The organism is Pseudomonas sp. FG-3G (assembly GCF_901007645.1).
Taxonomy (GTDB): Bacteria; Pseudomonadota; Gammaproteobacteria; order Pseudomonadales; family Pseudomonadaceae; genus Aquipseudomonas; species Aquipseudomonas rhizophila.
In genome coordinates this window covers 332,024-345,881 of the sequence record NZ_CAAKGZ010000020.1, presented here as the reverse complement: position 1 = coordinate 345,881, position 13,858 = coordinate 332,024, and the positions used below count along the sequence as shown (strand labels likewise).

Here is a 13,858-nt window from a genome sequence, read left to right as displayed (position 1 = left end):
AGCCTTCGACGCAGGCTATGCTCGCAAAATGATCCTGTTCCCCGAACTGCTCGACTTGCCCCGCCGCCTGCGCCATCCCGAAGTGCGCGACCTGGCGTGGGCGATCCTTGCCCCGCCGATGCTGATCGACACGCCCTGGCCCCAACGCCATCCCCTGACCGGCAGCGACTGGGTGCAACAGCCTCATCAACTGGAACACTGGCTGCGACAACTGGACCGCGACAGCTATCCGTTACTGCATTGCCTGTCCCAGGGCAGAACCCGGCGCCTGGGTCTGTATTACGAACGGTTGTGGCAGTTTGCGGTGCAGCACGCGCCGGGCATTGAGCTGATCGCCGCCAACCTGCCGATCCGCCACCAGGGCCAGACCCTGGGTGAACTGGACCTGCTGCTGCGCGATGGCGACGGCATCCACCACCTGGAACTGGCGATCAAGTTGTACCTCGGGCCGCAAAACGGCCACGGGCAGGACACCGCACAATGGCTCGGCCCGGGCTGCCATGACCGGCTCGACCTTAAACTGGCGCATTTGCGCGAACACCAGCTACCAATCTCCGCTCGCCCGGAAAGCCGAGAGGCCCTGGCAACGCTGGGCATTGAACCCTCGGGCATCGAGCTGTTTCGCTCGGAACTCTGGCTAGGCGGCTATCTGCTTTACCCGTGGCCCGGCCATGCCGAACCCCCAACCGGCGCCCATCCCAGGCATTTGCGCGGAAGGTGGCTGCATCAGCGGGACTGGCCGGCGTTCGTTGCCCAGCGTCCGCCGGGGCGCTGGCAACCCCTGCCCCGCGCTGGCTGGCTGGCCCCGGCCCATTATCCGGCGGACCAGACCTGGAGCGCCGGGCAACTGGATGCCTGGCGAATGGCCCTCGACCCCATGGCCCCCGCACAATTGATGGTGCGCCTGAGTGAAAATGCCGAGGGTGAGTGGGAAGAAACCGAGCGAGCGTTCCTGGTGGCGGATCGTTGGCCGGATGTGCCGGGGAATGGGTGAGATGGGCGGCGTCTGTCCGGGCCTCATCGCGAGCAGGCTCGCTCCCACAGTGACCGCGGCGTTTGCAATCTCAATGGCAACAAAGCATCGATGTGGAAGCTGCTCGCGATAAAGCCAACGCGGTCTAAATGGACAACCGCAACGCCAACGCCGCCAACGTCACCAACAACACCGGCACGGTCAGCACAATCCCGACCTTGAAGTAGTACCCCCAGCCAATCCGGATGTCCTTGCGCGCCAGCACGTGCAGCCAAAGCAAAGTCGCCAGGCTGCCGATCGGAGTGATTTTCGGGCCCAGGTCGCTGCCGATGACGTTGGCGTAGATCATCGCCTCCTTCACCACCCCGGTGGCCTGACTGGCATCGATGGACAAGGCACCGATCAGCACCGTCGGCAGGTTGTTCATGATCGACGAGAGCAAAGCCGTCAACAGCCCGGTGCCCATCGCCGCCCCCCACACACCATAGGCGGCGAAACCGTCGAGCCATTGCGCCAGGTAGCCAGTCAGCCCCGCATTGCGCAGGCCATAGACCACCAGATACATGCCCAGGGAGAAGATCACGATCTGCCACGGCGCCTCCTTCATGACCCTGCGAGTGGAGATTTTGTGACCGCGGGCCGCGACGGCCAGCAATAACGCGGCGCAGACCGCCGAAATCGCGCTGATGGGAATGCCCAACGGCTCGAGGGCGAAGCAACCAAGCAGCAGAATCGCCAACACCGCCCAGCCCGCGAAGAAGGTGGCCCTGTCGTGGATGGCACTCGCCGGGGCATCCAGTTGATGCGGGTCATAGTCGCGCGGGATGTCGCGGCGAAAGAACCACAGCAATATCGCCAGGCTGGCCGCGACGCTGACCAGGTTCACCGGCACCATGACCGCCGCGTAACGGTTGAAGCCAATGCCGAAGAAGTCGGCTGAGACGATGTTCACCAGGTTCGACACCACCAGCGGCAGGCTCGCGCTATCGGCAATGAAGCCGGCGCCCATCACGAATGCCAGGGTTGCCGCCGGAGAAAAACGCAAGGCCAGCAGCATCGAAATTACGATGGGCGTCAGGATCAACGCCGCGCCGTCATTGGCGAACAAAGCCGACACCAGCGCGCCCAGCAGCACCATGAACGCAAACAGCTTGCGCCCGCTGCCTCGGCCCCAGCGGGCCACATGCAAGGCGGCCCAGGCGAAGAACCCAGCCTCGTCCAGCAACAGGCTGATGATGATCAGCGCGATAAACGTACCGGTGGCGTTCCAGATGATCTGCCACACCAGAGCAATGTCACCGACCTGCACCACCCCGCTCAACAACGCCAGCAGCGCGCCGAGCGTTGCACTCCAGCCAACACCGAGGCCCTTGGGTTGCCAGATCACCAGTGTAATGGTCAGCAGAAAAATCAACGACGCGAGGAGCATGCGCAACAGCCTTGAAAGAAGGGATTTAGCAGGGGAAAAGAAGGGTCGCCTTGTGGCGAGGGGATAACCCCCTCACCCGCTATGCATGCCTGAAAATGCCGGGCATCAGGCCTTTTTGTGCTGTTCAACCCACTTGCCATAGGCATCAATGAATTTCTGCAGAAACGGCCTCACCGACTCAGACAGCTCGCCCTGCTCATCGAACGCGCTCCCCGCACCGGCCAGATAAGCCTCCGGCTGTTGCATGCAAGGCACATCGAGGAAAACCAGGGACTGGCGCAAATGATGATTGGCACCGAAACCACCCATGGCTCCCGGCGAGGCACTGATCACCGCACCCGGTTTACCGCTCAGGCAGCTCTTGCCGTAAGGCCGCGAGCCGACGTCAATGGCATTTTTCATCGGGGCCGGAACCGAGCGGTTGTATTCAGGCGTGACAAACAGCAATGCGTCGGCCGCGCCAACCTGCTCACGGAAAGTGCTGTAGGCTTGTGGGGGTGTGACGTCAATATCTTCGTTGTAGAGCGGCAGGTCGCCTATCTCGATGATTTCCAGCTTCAGGTTGCTCGGCGCCAGATCCGCCAGGGCCAGAGCCAGCTTGCGATTGATCGAAGCCTTGCGCAGGCTCCCCACTAAAACGGCCACGGTGTAGACATTACTCATTGGACACTTCTCGACGATGGGTTCAAGGGAGCCCCATTTATAGATGATCGGGCGAACAATTGGACCAGCGGAGAACCGAAAACCTTCCGACTGGACTATTTTTTTCATGTAGGAAAACTTACCGCGCTTGACCAAGGTCTACAGAACCGCAAATCGAGTGATTTATTTCCAGAGGTTCTAAGCAATGGCAGCAGTACTTGTCGGACAATTTCATGCGCGGGACGCCGAAGGTCGCGTCTATTCAGTGCATGAATACCAAGAATCGACCCCGTCGCCCGACGGTAACGGCAAGGAGCCTGTGACCACTTTCAAGCTGGCGATCGGAGATCGCGTCAACCAACTCGAAGACGGCAAATTCATGCTGGTGCAGTCCCAGATTGAATTAACCCGCGAACCGGAAACGCTACCGCCCGCTCAAACGCCCGCTGAAACGCTAATTGCCTCATAACCTGTTGTTATGAGCAGAAGTCATGCCCGGACTTGGGTTAGGATTCAGCCACTCAATGGCTCTCCCGCCCAACATGGACTGCTTGCATGCGTTTACGCCACATCGAAGTGATCCAGGCGCTGTTGCAGACCGGCCACCTCGGCACGGCGGCTGAATGGCTGCAATTACCGGTGGCAGAGGTGGAGGCGACGCTGCGCGATGCCGAGCTGCAGCTGGGTTTCATGCTGTTTGCCAGTGTGCGCGGGCGATTGCAGGCGACTCGCGAAGCCCTTGAGTTGCGCGACGGCATCACCCGCGTGTATGACACCCTCGAACCGGTGCAACGCCTGGCCAGCAGCCTGAAACACTACCAGGCGCCGCCCCTGCGCATCATTTGCACCCCACCGCTGGCCCAGCAGTTACTGCCCCAGAGTATCGCTGCCCTGCGTCGACGCCATCCGGACGCCCCTTGCACCCTGCTCAGCCAACCGACCCGAGACATTGTTCAGAGCCTTCTGCTGCGCGACAGTGACTTGGGCCTTAGTCTGCACGACCCCGAACACTCCGACATCCAGTGCCAGATGATCGCCCAGGGCAAACTGCAATTGCTGGCGCCCCACGGCTGGCTGCAACCGCGGCAAAAATACATTTCGGTTCAGGATCTGGCCGGCCAGTCGCTGGTGGGCCTGGATGGCCACGACCCGCTGAGCCCTGCGTTCGACCATAAGCTGGCGGCGCTACGCCCCGCGCCGGTCATCCAGATCCGCGTACAGACCCATCAGATGATGCGCGCCATGGTCGAGGCTGGTGAAGGGCTTGCCATCGTCGACCCCTTCACCGCTTCAGGTGCCAAGGACGGCGGGCTGGACGTATGCCCGGTATCGCCCGCCATTCCCATCTGCCTGTATGCGCTGAGTCTGAATGGCACGGCGGCCTCTCCCACCCTCCAGTCGCTGCTGGAACTGATTACGGAACAAGCCGAGGCGCTGTTGGGCCACTGATCGCCATGCCCAGTGGATCGTCGAACAACCGGTACCAGAACAACGCCACCTCGGCGGTATGACGGTCAATGCCGCGATAGCGCAGGTGATCGATCCCGCCCAGCACGTAACCGCAACGCTCATAGAGCCGGCACGCGCCCAGATTGTTGTTCTGGGTTTCGAGCATGATGCCCGGCAGTTTTTTCTTGCGGCTCCAGAAATGAGCGACGTCCAGCAATGCCCTGGCCACACCGTGGCGACGGGCCGGGGCATGCACGGCAAGCTCATCGATGTGGGCAAAACCGTTCCAGTTGGTACTCACCACCAGGTGCCCTACCGGTTGGTCATCGAGGTAAGCCATGAAGATCTCGCTGTCCGGAGCGTCCCGGAAACTGCTGAATTCCTCAGGATCGATGCCATAGCATTTACGATAAGGGGCAATGGGCGTCACTGGCCATTGGCTCACCGGCCGACCCACCTGCGCCGTCCCATAGGCGCTGACCTCGAAACTGAAGTCGCTGCCCCAGATGTAGGCGGCAAAGCCGTCATCGACGACACGCACCGACAGGCCGGGGTGCTTGGGATTCATGACCGGCTGCATACTGGGAAAAGTCCTCATTCCTTGAGACAACCAACGGCGCTCTGCCATCCATTGCCCTTGCCTCTCGAAACTTCATACATCAAGCGGGTATCCGTAGCCTGCCCGTTACCTCAGGTTAGAAGGTACTGGCGATTGTGGCGAGAAATGAATGAAGACTGCCCTTGTGGGAGCGAGCCTGCTCGCGATGGGATCTCCATGGTCCAACAGACAGACCGAGCCGCCTGCATCGCGAGCAGGCTCGCTCCCACAAAGGGTACGACCGTGGCGCAAGATCAGTTCGCCGCGGCCTGGGATTCGACCAGTTGCGTCCACAGTGCCGGAGCACCGGCAGATTTGGCGATAGCTTCCAGACGCGCGGCATGTTCGGCCAGGTCGTTTTCGCTGGCGCGAAGGATCCGGCCTGGCGTGCGGTCAGCGGGCAAACGACGGATTTCCGTTGCCTGGTTACCTGAACCCTCACCCGTGCCATTGCCATCGGAGGCGTTGCCGGCCAGGGACAGGCTGGTCTGGCCACCCGTCATGGTCAGGTAGACGTCGGCGAGAATCTCCGAGTCGAGCAAGGCGCCGTGCAGTTCACGACCGGAGTTGTCGACGCCGTAGCGCTTGCACAAGGCATCGAGGCTGTTGCGCTGCCCCGGGTGCCGTTCCCGAGCCATCATCAGGGTATCGAGGATGGTGCAGTGCCGGGTGATATCGGCCCGGTCGTGCTGCCCCATCAGGGCAAATTCGTTGTTGATGAAGCCAACGTCGAACGCCGCGTTATGGATGATCAGCTGCGCACCCTGGATGAACTCGAAGAACTCATCGGCCACTTCAGCGAAGCGCGGCTTGCCCACCAGGAACTCGTTGGTGATGCCGTGGACGCCGATGGCGCCTTCATCACTTTCGCGGTCCGGTTGCAGGTAAACATGGAAATGGCGACCGGTCAGGCGTCGGCCGATCAGCTCGACACAGCCGATTTCGATAATCCGGTGACCATCGGTCACCGGCATGCCGGTGGTTTCGGTATCCAGTACAACAGATCTGTTGGCCATCAGTGTTCAGCTCTCAACGGGCATGCTTGCAAAAGCGGCGATGTTAACACGCTCCGGTAACGAGGGGACTTACCTGAAACCTGGCTTATGGGAGCGAAGCTGTGGGAGCAAAGCTTGCTCGCGATGAAGATAATGCGGTCTTTCAGGAAAACCAGGGCGCCTGTGTCGCGAGCAAGCTTTGCTCCCACACAAGCCCACTCGCCACAGATCATCCTGTTCAGGCCCCGACACCACTCGTATCAGGCCTGCTTGAAACCCCGCACCTCATCCACCCCACGGTTGGCCAACTGGTCGGCCCGTTCGTTACCGTGATGGCCGATATGGCCGCGCACCCATTTCCAGGTAACGTTGTGACGGTTGACCTGCTCGTCGAGCAGTTTCCACAGATCGGCGTTCTTCACCGGCTCTTTCGCAGCGGTTTTCCAGCCACGCTTCTTCCAGTTGGCCATCCACTCATTGATGCCTTTCATCACATATTGCGAGTCGGTCACCAGCAATACGTCGCAAGGCCGCTTAAGCTCTTCCAGCCCCCGAATAGCGCCCATCAGCTCCATACGGTTGTTGGTGGTATTGGTTTCACCGCCCCAGAGTTCCTTCTCGACACCCTTGCATACCAGCAGCGCCCCCCAGCCACCCGGGCCGGGATTGCCCTTGCAGGCGCCGTCAGTGAAGAGTTCTACGCTATCGCTCATGCCAATCCATCCAGAAAAAAATGCAAAGGCCTGCCGGACGGGAACGACAATGCCCGCAACCGAAATGCCGCCAGACCATCAGAAAAGGGTTAAGGCTCGATGTGGCGACGATTGACCTTGGCCATCGGCAAGGGAATCAGCTTGCCCATCGGCTCGCGTCGCGCCTGACGAACCGGGCGCAGCCCGACCGCAATCTTGCGCGCCACCAATAAATAGAAGCCGCCGCCGGACAGTTGCCACTCACCGGCCTTGCGCTCCCAGCCGGCCAGACGGGCCTGCCACTTGGGCGACGCAAGCGGCGGACGATAGCATCCGAAGCGACGTTTCTCCAGCGCGAAGCCCAGCAGGTTGAGCCAGTCACCGACCCTTGACGCCGAGATGCAGCGAGCCTGACGCAAAGCATCGTGAGCGAACACGTGACGCAACCCCCAACTGCTCCAGGGATTGATGCCAATGATCAACAGATGCCCGCCAGGACGGACGCTGCTGGCGGCTTCGCGCAGCAGCCCGTGCGGGGAGAGACAGAAATCCAGCCCGTGCTGCATCACCACCACATCGGCGGCATGCTCGCTCAACGGCCAGGCCTGCTCTTCGCAAACGATCTCCACGCCAGGCAATGGTGCCCCCAGGCGTACATTACGCTGAACCTGCGGCGCCGACGGCGGGGTCTGCGCCGAAGGCCCGTAGTGCACCAGATAGCCACCAAAGAACCGGCCCAGCTCGTCTTCGAGCATGCGCCGCTCCTCTTCCAGCAAAAATTGCCCGACAGGGCCGGACAGCCACTCACGAGCGGCGCTGATCAACGCAAGCCAGTCGGGATCAGCCTGAGCGAACGCTTCATCGGTCATTGCATTCTCCAACGCGTCAGGAAGTTCTAAGATGCGCCTTTGTTTTCTGCTTGGCGAATTCCGCGATGATACAGATCAGTGCCCTGCCCGCGTTCACCGATAACTACATCTGGTTGTTACAGGACCACGCCACTCAACGCTGCGCCGTCGTCGACCCCGGCGACGCCACGCCGGTGCAGGCCTGGCTCGACGCCCATCCTGGCTGGGTCCTGAGCGACATCCTGATCACCCACCATCATCACGACCATGTCGGCGGCGTCCAGGCACTGAAAAACGCGACACACGCCACCGTCTACGGCCCGGCCAGTGAAAACATCCCGGCGCGGGACGTGGCGCTGCAGGACAACGACCGGCTCAGCGTCCTCGACTGGGACTTCGATGTCTACGCCGTACCCGGCCACACCCTGGGGCATATCGCGTATTACCATCATGGCTTGCTGTTCTGTGGCGACACCCTGTTTGCCGCCGGTTGTGGGCGACTCTTCGAAGGCACGCCTGCACAAATGCATCAGTCCCTCAGCCGCCTGGCCTCTCTGCCTGAGGATACGCTGGTCTACTGTACCCATGAATACACCCTCAGCAATCTTAGATTCGCCGCTGCGGTAGAGCCGGGCAACCCGGACATTGCCGCCCGCCTGGAAAAAGTCAGCCAGCAACGCAACGCCGGCGTCATGACCCTGCCCTCGACCCTGGCACTTGAAAAGCTCACCAATCCGTTCCTGCGTACCGCTGAAACATCCGTTAAACAAAAAGCAGACGAACGGAACGGCCAGCGTAACCAGACGCCGAGTGAGGTTTTTGCGGCCTTGAGGGCGTGGAAAGATAAGTTCTAAGGCCGCTGGCGTTTGATACAAAAATTCTGAAAGGTTGACCTGTTGGGGTGCGCTTCCTAGAATCGGCCGACATTTTTGCCCGGAACTTACTTCCAGCCAATGTCGTCATCTATACGTAAGTCCGTCCAGTCAGACACATTGACCCGCTTGGCTCAAGCTGTCGCAGTGGCTGTGTCCGCCACCCTGGCGGGCTGCCAGAGCACGAGCCAGGTGCCGCAGAGCGATGTGGCGCACACGCCGAACATCGCCGCTCGCGCCAAACAGAAGCCCATCTGGCTCACTGAAAAACCCGTCCCTCAAGTGCCTCAGGACGTCTGGGAGCGTATGCGCCAGGGCTTCCAGCTGCAGGAAACCGCCGGCGTCAACCCGCGTATCGAGCAGCAACGCCTGTGGTTCGCCAGCAATCCATCCTTTCTGGAAAACGCCGGCGAACGCGGCAGCCTGTACATTCATTACATCGTCGAACGCCTTGAAGAACGCAACATGCCCCTGGAGCTGGCGCTGCTGCCGGTGATCGAAAGCGCCTACAACCCCATGGCTTATTCCCGGGCCCATGCGGTGGGCCTGTGGCAGTTCATCCCGTCCACGGGGCGCTACTTCAACCTGCGCCAGACCCGCTTCTATGATGGGCGTCGCGACATCACGGCCTCTACCACGGCCGCGATGGATTACCTGACGCGCCTGCACGACATGTTCAACGGCGACTGGCTGTTGGCGCTGGCTGCCTACAACGCAGGCGAGGGAACGGTCAGCCGCGCCATCGAGCGCAACGAAAAACTTGGCCTGCCCACCGATTACTGGAACCTGCCGCTGCCCAGCGAAACCCAGGCCTATGTGCCGAAGTTGCTGGCATTGTCCCAGGTCGTACTTTCTCCCGAGGCCTACGGCGTCAACCTCAACCCGATCGCCAACGAACCGTACTTCCAGGTCGTCGAGATCAACCAGCGCATGGACCTGTCCAAAGTCGCGGCGGTGGCTGACATCGACGAAGACGAGCTGTTCCAGCTCAACCCGGCTTTCAAGCAGCGCACCACCATCGATGGCCCGCAGCACCTGCTGGTACCCACGTCCAAGGCCCAGTTGTTGACCGCCAGCCTGTCCACCATGCGTCCGGAAGAACTGATCAGCAAACGATCGCTCCAACCGGTTTTTGACTCAGCCGAAGAAAGCACGGTGGCGGGCGCCAAGCGCACCTATCGCGTCAAGCGTGGCGATAACCTGGGGCTGATCGCCAAGGCCAACAACGTTCAGATCAAAGACTTGCAACGCTGGAACAGATTGAGCGGCAACAAACTCAAGATCGGCCAGACCCTGGTCATGCAAGACACCCGCAAACGCGTCAACACGGTAGTCGCTGCCAGCAGCAAGAATAAAAAGAAACAAACCCAGTACAAGGTCAAGCAAGGCGACTCGCTGTACGTGGTCGCCAAACGCTTCAACGTGGAAATGCAGCACCTCAAGCGCTGGAATCCACGGGTAGGCAAGGCACTGAAGCCTGGGCAGATGCTGACGGTTTACTCTCCGCACTAAGCCTGACTGAAGAGAGGGCTGCTTCGCAGCCCAGCGGGAGCAAGCTCCCTCGCCACGGTTTCGGGTAATCCCTGAAGCTTTCGGCTCCCGCCTTTTTCCTGCCGATACAAGCTGTTACTGTACGGGCCATAAAGCCCAAGCCGCCTGGATCGGATCTCAGACTTGATACGTCCCCTCCTCCTGCTCCTGATCAGCCTGGCCTTGAGCTCTCCCGCCGGCGCAACCATTAGCGAAAGCCATGGTTATGCGCAGTTCGGCACGCTCAAGTACCCGGCCAGATTCACCCACTTCGACTGGGTCAACCCGCAAGCGCCCAAGGGCGGTATCTTGCGGGTCATGGCATTTGGCACCTTCGATACGCTCAATCCCTATACTTTCAAGGGCAGCAGCCCAGTTTCCACGCCCAACTTCTTGCAATACGGCATCAACGAGCTGAACGAACCGCTGATGGTTGGCACCGGTCAGTATGCGCCTTCCGGCGACGAGCCGACGTCGAGCTATGGCCTGATCGCCCGGTCAGTGGAATACAGCGAAGACCGCAGTTGGGTGGTGTTCAACCTCAGACCCGAAGCCCGTTTCCACGACGGCGTGCCGATTACCGCCTATGACGTGGCGTTCTCCTACAGAACGCTGCTCAAGGAAGGTCATCCGCAGTACCGCACCAACCTTCAGGAAGTGCTACGGGTCGACATCCTCAACCCGCTGAAAATCCGCTTTGTGTTCAAGCGTACGGGCAACCCGCTGCTGATCCTGCGCCTGGGTGAGTTACCGGTGCTGCCCCAGCATTACTGGAAAGACCGCGACTTCAAGGCCACCACCTTCGAACCGCCCTTGGGCAGCGGCCCTTACCGGATTACCAAAGTGCAGCCTGGTCGCCAGTTGGTGTTTGAGCGGGTCAAGAATTACTGGGGCAAGGACCTGCCGGTCAATCGCGGCAAATACAACTATGACCGGATGGACGTGGAGTTCTACCGCGACAGTGAAGTGGCTTTCGAAGCCTTCAAGGCCGGGGAATTCGACATCTACATTGAACACCAGGCCAAAAACTGGGCCAACGGCTACCGGTTCCCGGCGGTCAATCGCGGCGAGGTGATCAAGGCGCAGATTGCTCACCAGATCCCGACCCAGACCCAGGGTCTGTTCATGAATACCCGGCGCAGCACGTTCGCCCAGGTCAAGGTTCGTGAAGCCCTGGGGCTGATGTTCGACTTCGAGTGGACCAATCGCACGCTCTTCAGCGGTGCCTACAAGCGCACCCTCAGCTACTACCCCAACAGTGAATTCTCCGCCAGCGGTCTTCCGGTGGGCCACGAATGGCTGCTGCTCAAGCCGTATCGGGAACAACTACCGCCCGCATTGTTCACCCAACCCTTCAGCCTGCCCCAGACCGACGGGCGGGGCATCCCCCGGGAAACCCTGCGCAAAGCCCTGGGATTGCTGAAGGAAGCCGGGTGGACCATCCACGGCCAGCGCCTGCTCAACGCCGACAGCCAGCCCCTGCGCTTCGAGATCCTGCTGGTGAACCCGAACCTGGAGCGCATCCTGCAGCCCTACGTGGAAAACCTCGCCAGCATCGGCATCCAGGCCCGCCTGCGTACGGTGGATCGCGCTCAATACAAGCAGCGTCTGGACCAGTTCGACTTCGACATGATCCTGCTAACCCTGGGGCAAACCCTCAGCCCGGGTCTTGAGCAATGGCAGTACTTCCATTCCAGCCAGGCGGGGGTCAAGGGCAGCAAGAACTACGCCGGCATCAACAACCCGGTGGTCGATCACCTGCTGGAAAAGCTCCTGTCTGCCCGCACCCGTGACGAACAGGTCGCCGCCGGCAAAGCCCTGGACCGTGTGCTGCTGTGGCAGCACTACTGCATCCCTAACTGGTATCTCAATTATCATCGCCTGGCCTACCGTAACCGGTTTGCCTTTGTCACTACGCCGCCCTACACCCTGGGTTTGAGCGCATGGTGGCTGAAATCTTCGGAGAAAGATCAATGAAGCCTTTACGCGCCCTGCTCCTGCAGGCCAGCGGCCTGTTGTTCGCCGGACTGGCCTGTGCCGCACCGCAGCACGCCTTGACCTTGTACAACGAGCCGCCGAAATATCCGGCCGACTTCAAGCATTTCGATTATGTGAACCCTGACGCCCCCAAGGGCGGGATTTTTCGTCAGGGCGGGTTTGGTGGCTTCGACAGCCTCAACCCTTTTATCAGCAAGGGCGTCCCCGCCGATGACATCGGCCTGATCTACGACACCCTGGCCAAACAAGGCCTGGACGAACCCTTCACCGAATATGGCCTGATCGCCGAAAAAATCGAGAAGGCCCCGGACAATGCCTGGGTGCGCTTTTACCTGCGGCCCGAAGCCCGCTTCAACGACGGCCATCCCGTACGCGCCGAGGACGTGGTGTTCAGCTTCCAGACCTTGACCAAGGACGGCGCTCCGATGTTCCGCGGTTATTACAACGACGTGGCCGAAGTCATCGCCGAAGAACCGCTCAAGGTGCTGTTCAAGTTCAAGCACACCAATAACCGCGAATTGCCGCTGATCCTCGGCCAACTGCCGGTATTGCCCAAGCATTGGTGGGCCGGGCGCGAATTCAACAAGGGCAACCTGGAGATCCCCCTCGGCAGCGGTCCGTATAAGGTCGCCGAAGTGAAGGCTGGCCGTTCGATTCGCTATGAACGCGTGAAGGACTATTGGGGCAAGGACCTGCCGGTCAACCGCGGCTTCTACAACTTCGACGTGCTGACCACCGACTACTATCGCGACAACACCGTGGCGGTCGAGGCACTGAAGGCCGGGCAGTTCGATTTCTGGCTGGAAATGGCTGCCAAGAACTGGGCCAACGCCTACAACATCCCGGCCGTGACCGAAGGCCGGCTGATCAAGGAACAGATCCCCAACGGCAACCCCACCGGCATGCAGGGCTTTGTCTACAACTTGCGCCGCCCGGTCTTCCAGGACGTGCGGGTGCGCAAGGCCTTGAGCCTGCTGCTGGACTTCGAATGGACCAACAAACAACTGTTCCACGGTGCCTACGCCCGCACCCGCAGTTATTTCGAAAACTCGGAAATGGCCGCCACCGGCCTGCCCGGCGAAGACGAGCTGAAGATCCTCGAGCCGTTGCGTGGCAAGATCCCCGAGCAGGTGTTCACCCAGGCCTTCCAGCCTTCGGTATGCGACGGCAGCGGCATGATTCGTGACCAGCAGCGCAAGGCCTATCAATTGCTGCAAGAGGCCGGCTGGCGCATCGTCGACGACAAGATGGTCGATGCCCAGGGCAAACCCGTGGTGCTGGAGTTCCTGCTGGCCCAGACCGAATTCGAGCGGGTGCTGCTGCCGTTCAAGCGTAACCTCAGTGACCTGGGCATCGAACTGGTGATCCGCCGGGTCGACGTGTCCCAATACATCAATCGCGTGCGCTCGCGGGATTTCGACCTGATCGTGGGCAGCTTCCCGCAGTCCAGCTCGCCGGGTAACGAACAGCGCGAGTTCTGGATGTCGGCCGCCGCCGATAATCCCGGCAGCCGCAACACCATGGGTCTGAAGGACCCCGCCGTCGACCAACTGGTGGAGCAACTGATCAACGCCGACTCACGCAAGAGCCTGGTGGCCCACGCCCGGGCGCTGGACCGGGTGCTGCAATGGGGCTACTACGTGATCCCCAACTGGCACATCAAGACCTGGCGCGTAGCCTACTGGAACCACATCGGCCATCCAAAAATCACCCCGACCTACGACATCGGCACCACCACATGGTGGGTCAAACCAGACGTCAAGCCTTCCATCGAGGTGGAAAAACAGGTCATCGAGCAAACAATCGTCGCCCCGGCGAGTGTGGAGTAACCG

13 protein-coding genes are annotated in these 13,858 nt (G+C 60.7%); 7 read left to right on the top strand and 6 right to left on the bottom strand.

Features of this window, described 5'->3' with window-relative positions:
- Positions 1-28 precede the first annotated feature (28 nt).
- Positions 29-994, top strand: coding sequence for a DUF1853 family protein (locus PSEUDOMOFG3G_RS11290; RefSeq protein WP_139049965.1), 966 nt, complete (start codon positions 29-31; stop codon positions 992-994).
- 124 nt (positions 995-1,118) lie between these two features.
- Here PSEUDOMOFG3G_RS11290 and PSEUDOMOFG3G_RS11285 read toward each other — a convergent pair whose 3' ends face one another.
- Complete coding sequence (locus PSEUDOMOFG3G_RS11285; RefSeq protein ID WP_107322357.1) at positions 1,119-2,402, bottom strand: arsenic transporter; 1,284 nt, start codon at positions 2,400-2,402, stop codon at positions 1,119-1,121.
- 105 nt (positions 2,403-2,507) lie between these two features.
- On the bottom strand, positions 2,508-3,065 hold the full coding sequence (locus PSEUDOMOFG3G_RS11280; RefSeq protein ID WP_139049964.1) for an NADPH-dependent FMN reductase: 558 nt from the start codon (positions 3,063-3,065) through the stop codon (positions 2,508-2,510).
- Positions 3,066-3,249: 184 nt separating this feature from the next.
- Between PSEUDOMOFG3G_RS11280 and PSEUDOMOFG3G_RS11275 the strand changes: the two genes are divergently transcribed.
- Positions 3,250-3,513: a hypothetical protein gene (locus tag PSEUDOMOFG3G_RS11275; RefSeq protein ID WP_047225770.1), complete on the top strand. Its 264-nt coding sequence runs from the start codon at positions 3,250-3,252 to the stop codon at positions 3,511-3,513.
- A gap of 86 nt (positions 3,514-3,599) precedes the next feature.
- Positions 3,600-4,493, top strand: coding sequence for a LysR substrate-binding domain-containing protein (locus tag PSEUDOMOFG3G_RS11270; protein WP_076384427.1), 894 nt, complete (start codon positions 3,600-3,602; stop codon positions 4,491-4,493).
- Here the strand turns inward: PSEUDOMOFG3G_RS11270 and PSEUDOMOFG3G_RS11265 are convergent.
- The 4 genes from PSEUDOMOFG3G_RS11265 to PSEUDOMOFG3G_RS11250 all read right to left on the bottom strand — a co-directional run bounded on the left by PSEUDOMOFG3G_RS11265 (position 4,459) and on the right by PSEUDOMOFG3G_RS11250 (position 7,647).
- Positions 4,459-5,073, bottom strand: coding sequence for a GNAT family N-acetyltransferase (locus PSEUDOMOFG3G_RS11265; RefSeq protein ID WP_047225768.1), 615 nt, complete (start codon positions 5,071-5,073; stop codon positions 4,459-4,461). The genes PSEUDOMOFG3G_RS11270 and PSEUDOMOFG3G_RS11265 overlap by 35 nt on opposite strands.
- 272 nt (positions 5,074-5,345) lie before the next feature.
- Entirely contained in the window at positions 5,346-6,107 is a 762-nt protein-coding gene (dnaQ, locus tag PSEUDOMOFG3G_RS11260; protein ID WP_047225767.1) for a DNA polymerase III subunit epsilon, read from the bottom strand.
- Positions 6,108-6,346: 239 nt separating this feature from the next.
- The gene (gene rnhA, locus PSEUDOMOFG3G_RS11255; protein ID WP_047225766.1) at positions 6,347-6,799 is read right to left on the bottom strand and encodes a ribonuclease HI; all 453 of its coding nucleotides are present in this window, start codon (positions 6,797-6,799) and stop codon (positions 6,347-6,349) included.
- Between the two features lie 89 nt (positions 6,800-6,888).
- Positions 6,889-7,647, bottom strand: coding sequence for a class I SAM-dependent methyltransferase (locus tag PSEUDOMOFG3G_RS11250; protein ID WP_047225765.1), 759 nt, complete (start codon positions 7,645-7,647; stop codon positions 6,889-6,891).
- 65 nt (positions 7,648-7,712) lie between these two features.
- Between PSEUDOMOFG3G_RS11250 and gloB the strand changes: the two genes are divergently transcribed.
- The 4 genes from gloB to PSEUDOMOFG3G_RS11230 all read left to right on the top strand — a co-directional run bounded on the left by gloB (position 7,713) and on the right by PSEUDOMOFG3G_RS11230 (position 13,855).
- Positions 7,713-8,480: a hydroxyacylglutathione hydrolase gene (gene gloB, locus PSEUDOMOFG3G_RS11245; protein WP_139049963.1), complete on the top strand. Its 768-nt coding sequence runs from the start codon at positions 7,713-7,715 to the stop codon at positions 8,478-8,480.
- A gap of 99 nt (positions 8,481-8,579) precedes the next feature.
- On the top strand, positions 8,580-10,010 hold the full coding sequence (locus tag PSEUDOMOFG3G_RS11240; RefSeq protein WP_076384421.1) for a transglycosylase SLT domain-containing protein: 1,431 nt from the start codon (positions 8,580-8,582) through the stop codon (positions 10,008-10,010).
- Between the two features lie 162 nt (positions 10,011-10,172).
- A complete protein-coding gene (locus PSEUDOMOFG3G_RS11235; protein ID WP_047225762.1) occupies positions 10,173-12,005 on the top strand; it encodes an extracellular solute-binding protein in 1,833 nt (610 codons plus the stop codon).
- The gene (locus PSEUDOMOFG3G_RS11230; protein WP_139049962.1) at positions 12,002-13,855 is read left to right on the top strand and encodes an extracellular solute-binding protein; all 1,854 of its coding nucleotides are present in this window, start codon (positions 12,002-12,004) and stop codon (positions 13,853-13,855) included. The genes PSEUDOMOFG3G_RS11235 and PSEUDOMOFG3G_RS11230 overlap by 4 nt, the downstream gene beginning before the upstream one ends.
- Positions 13,856-13,858: the final 3 nt, after the last annotated feature.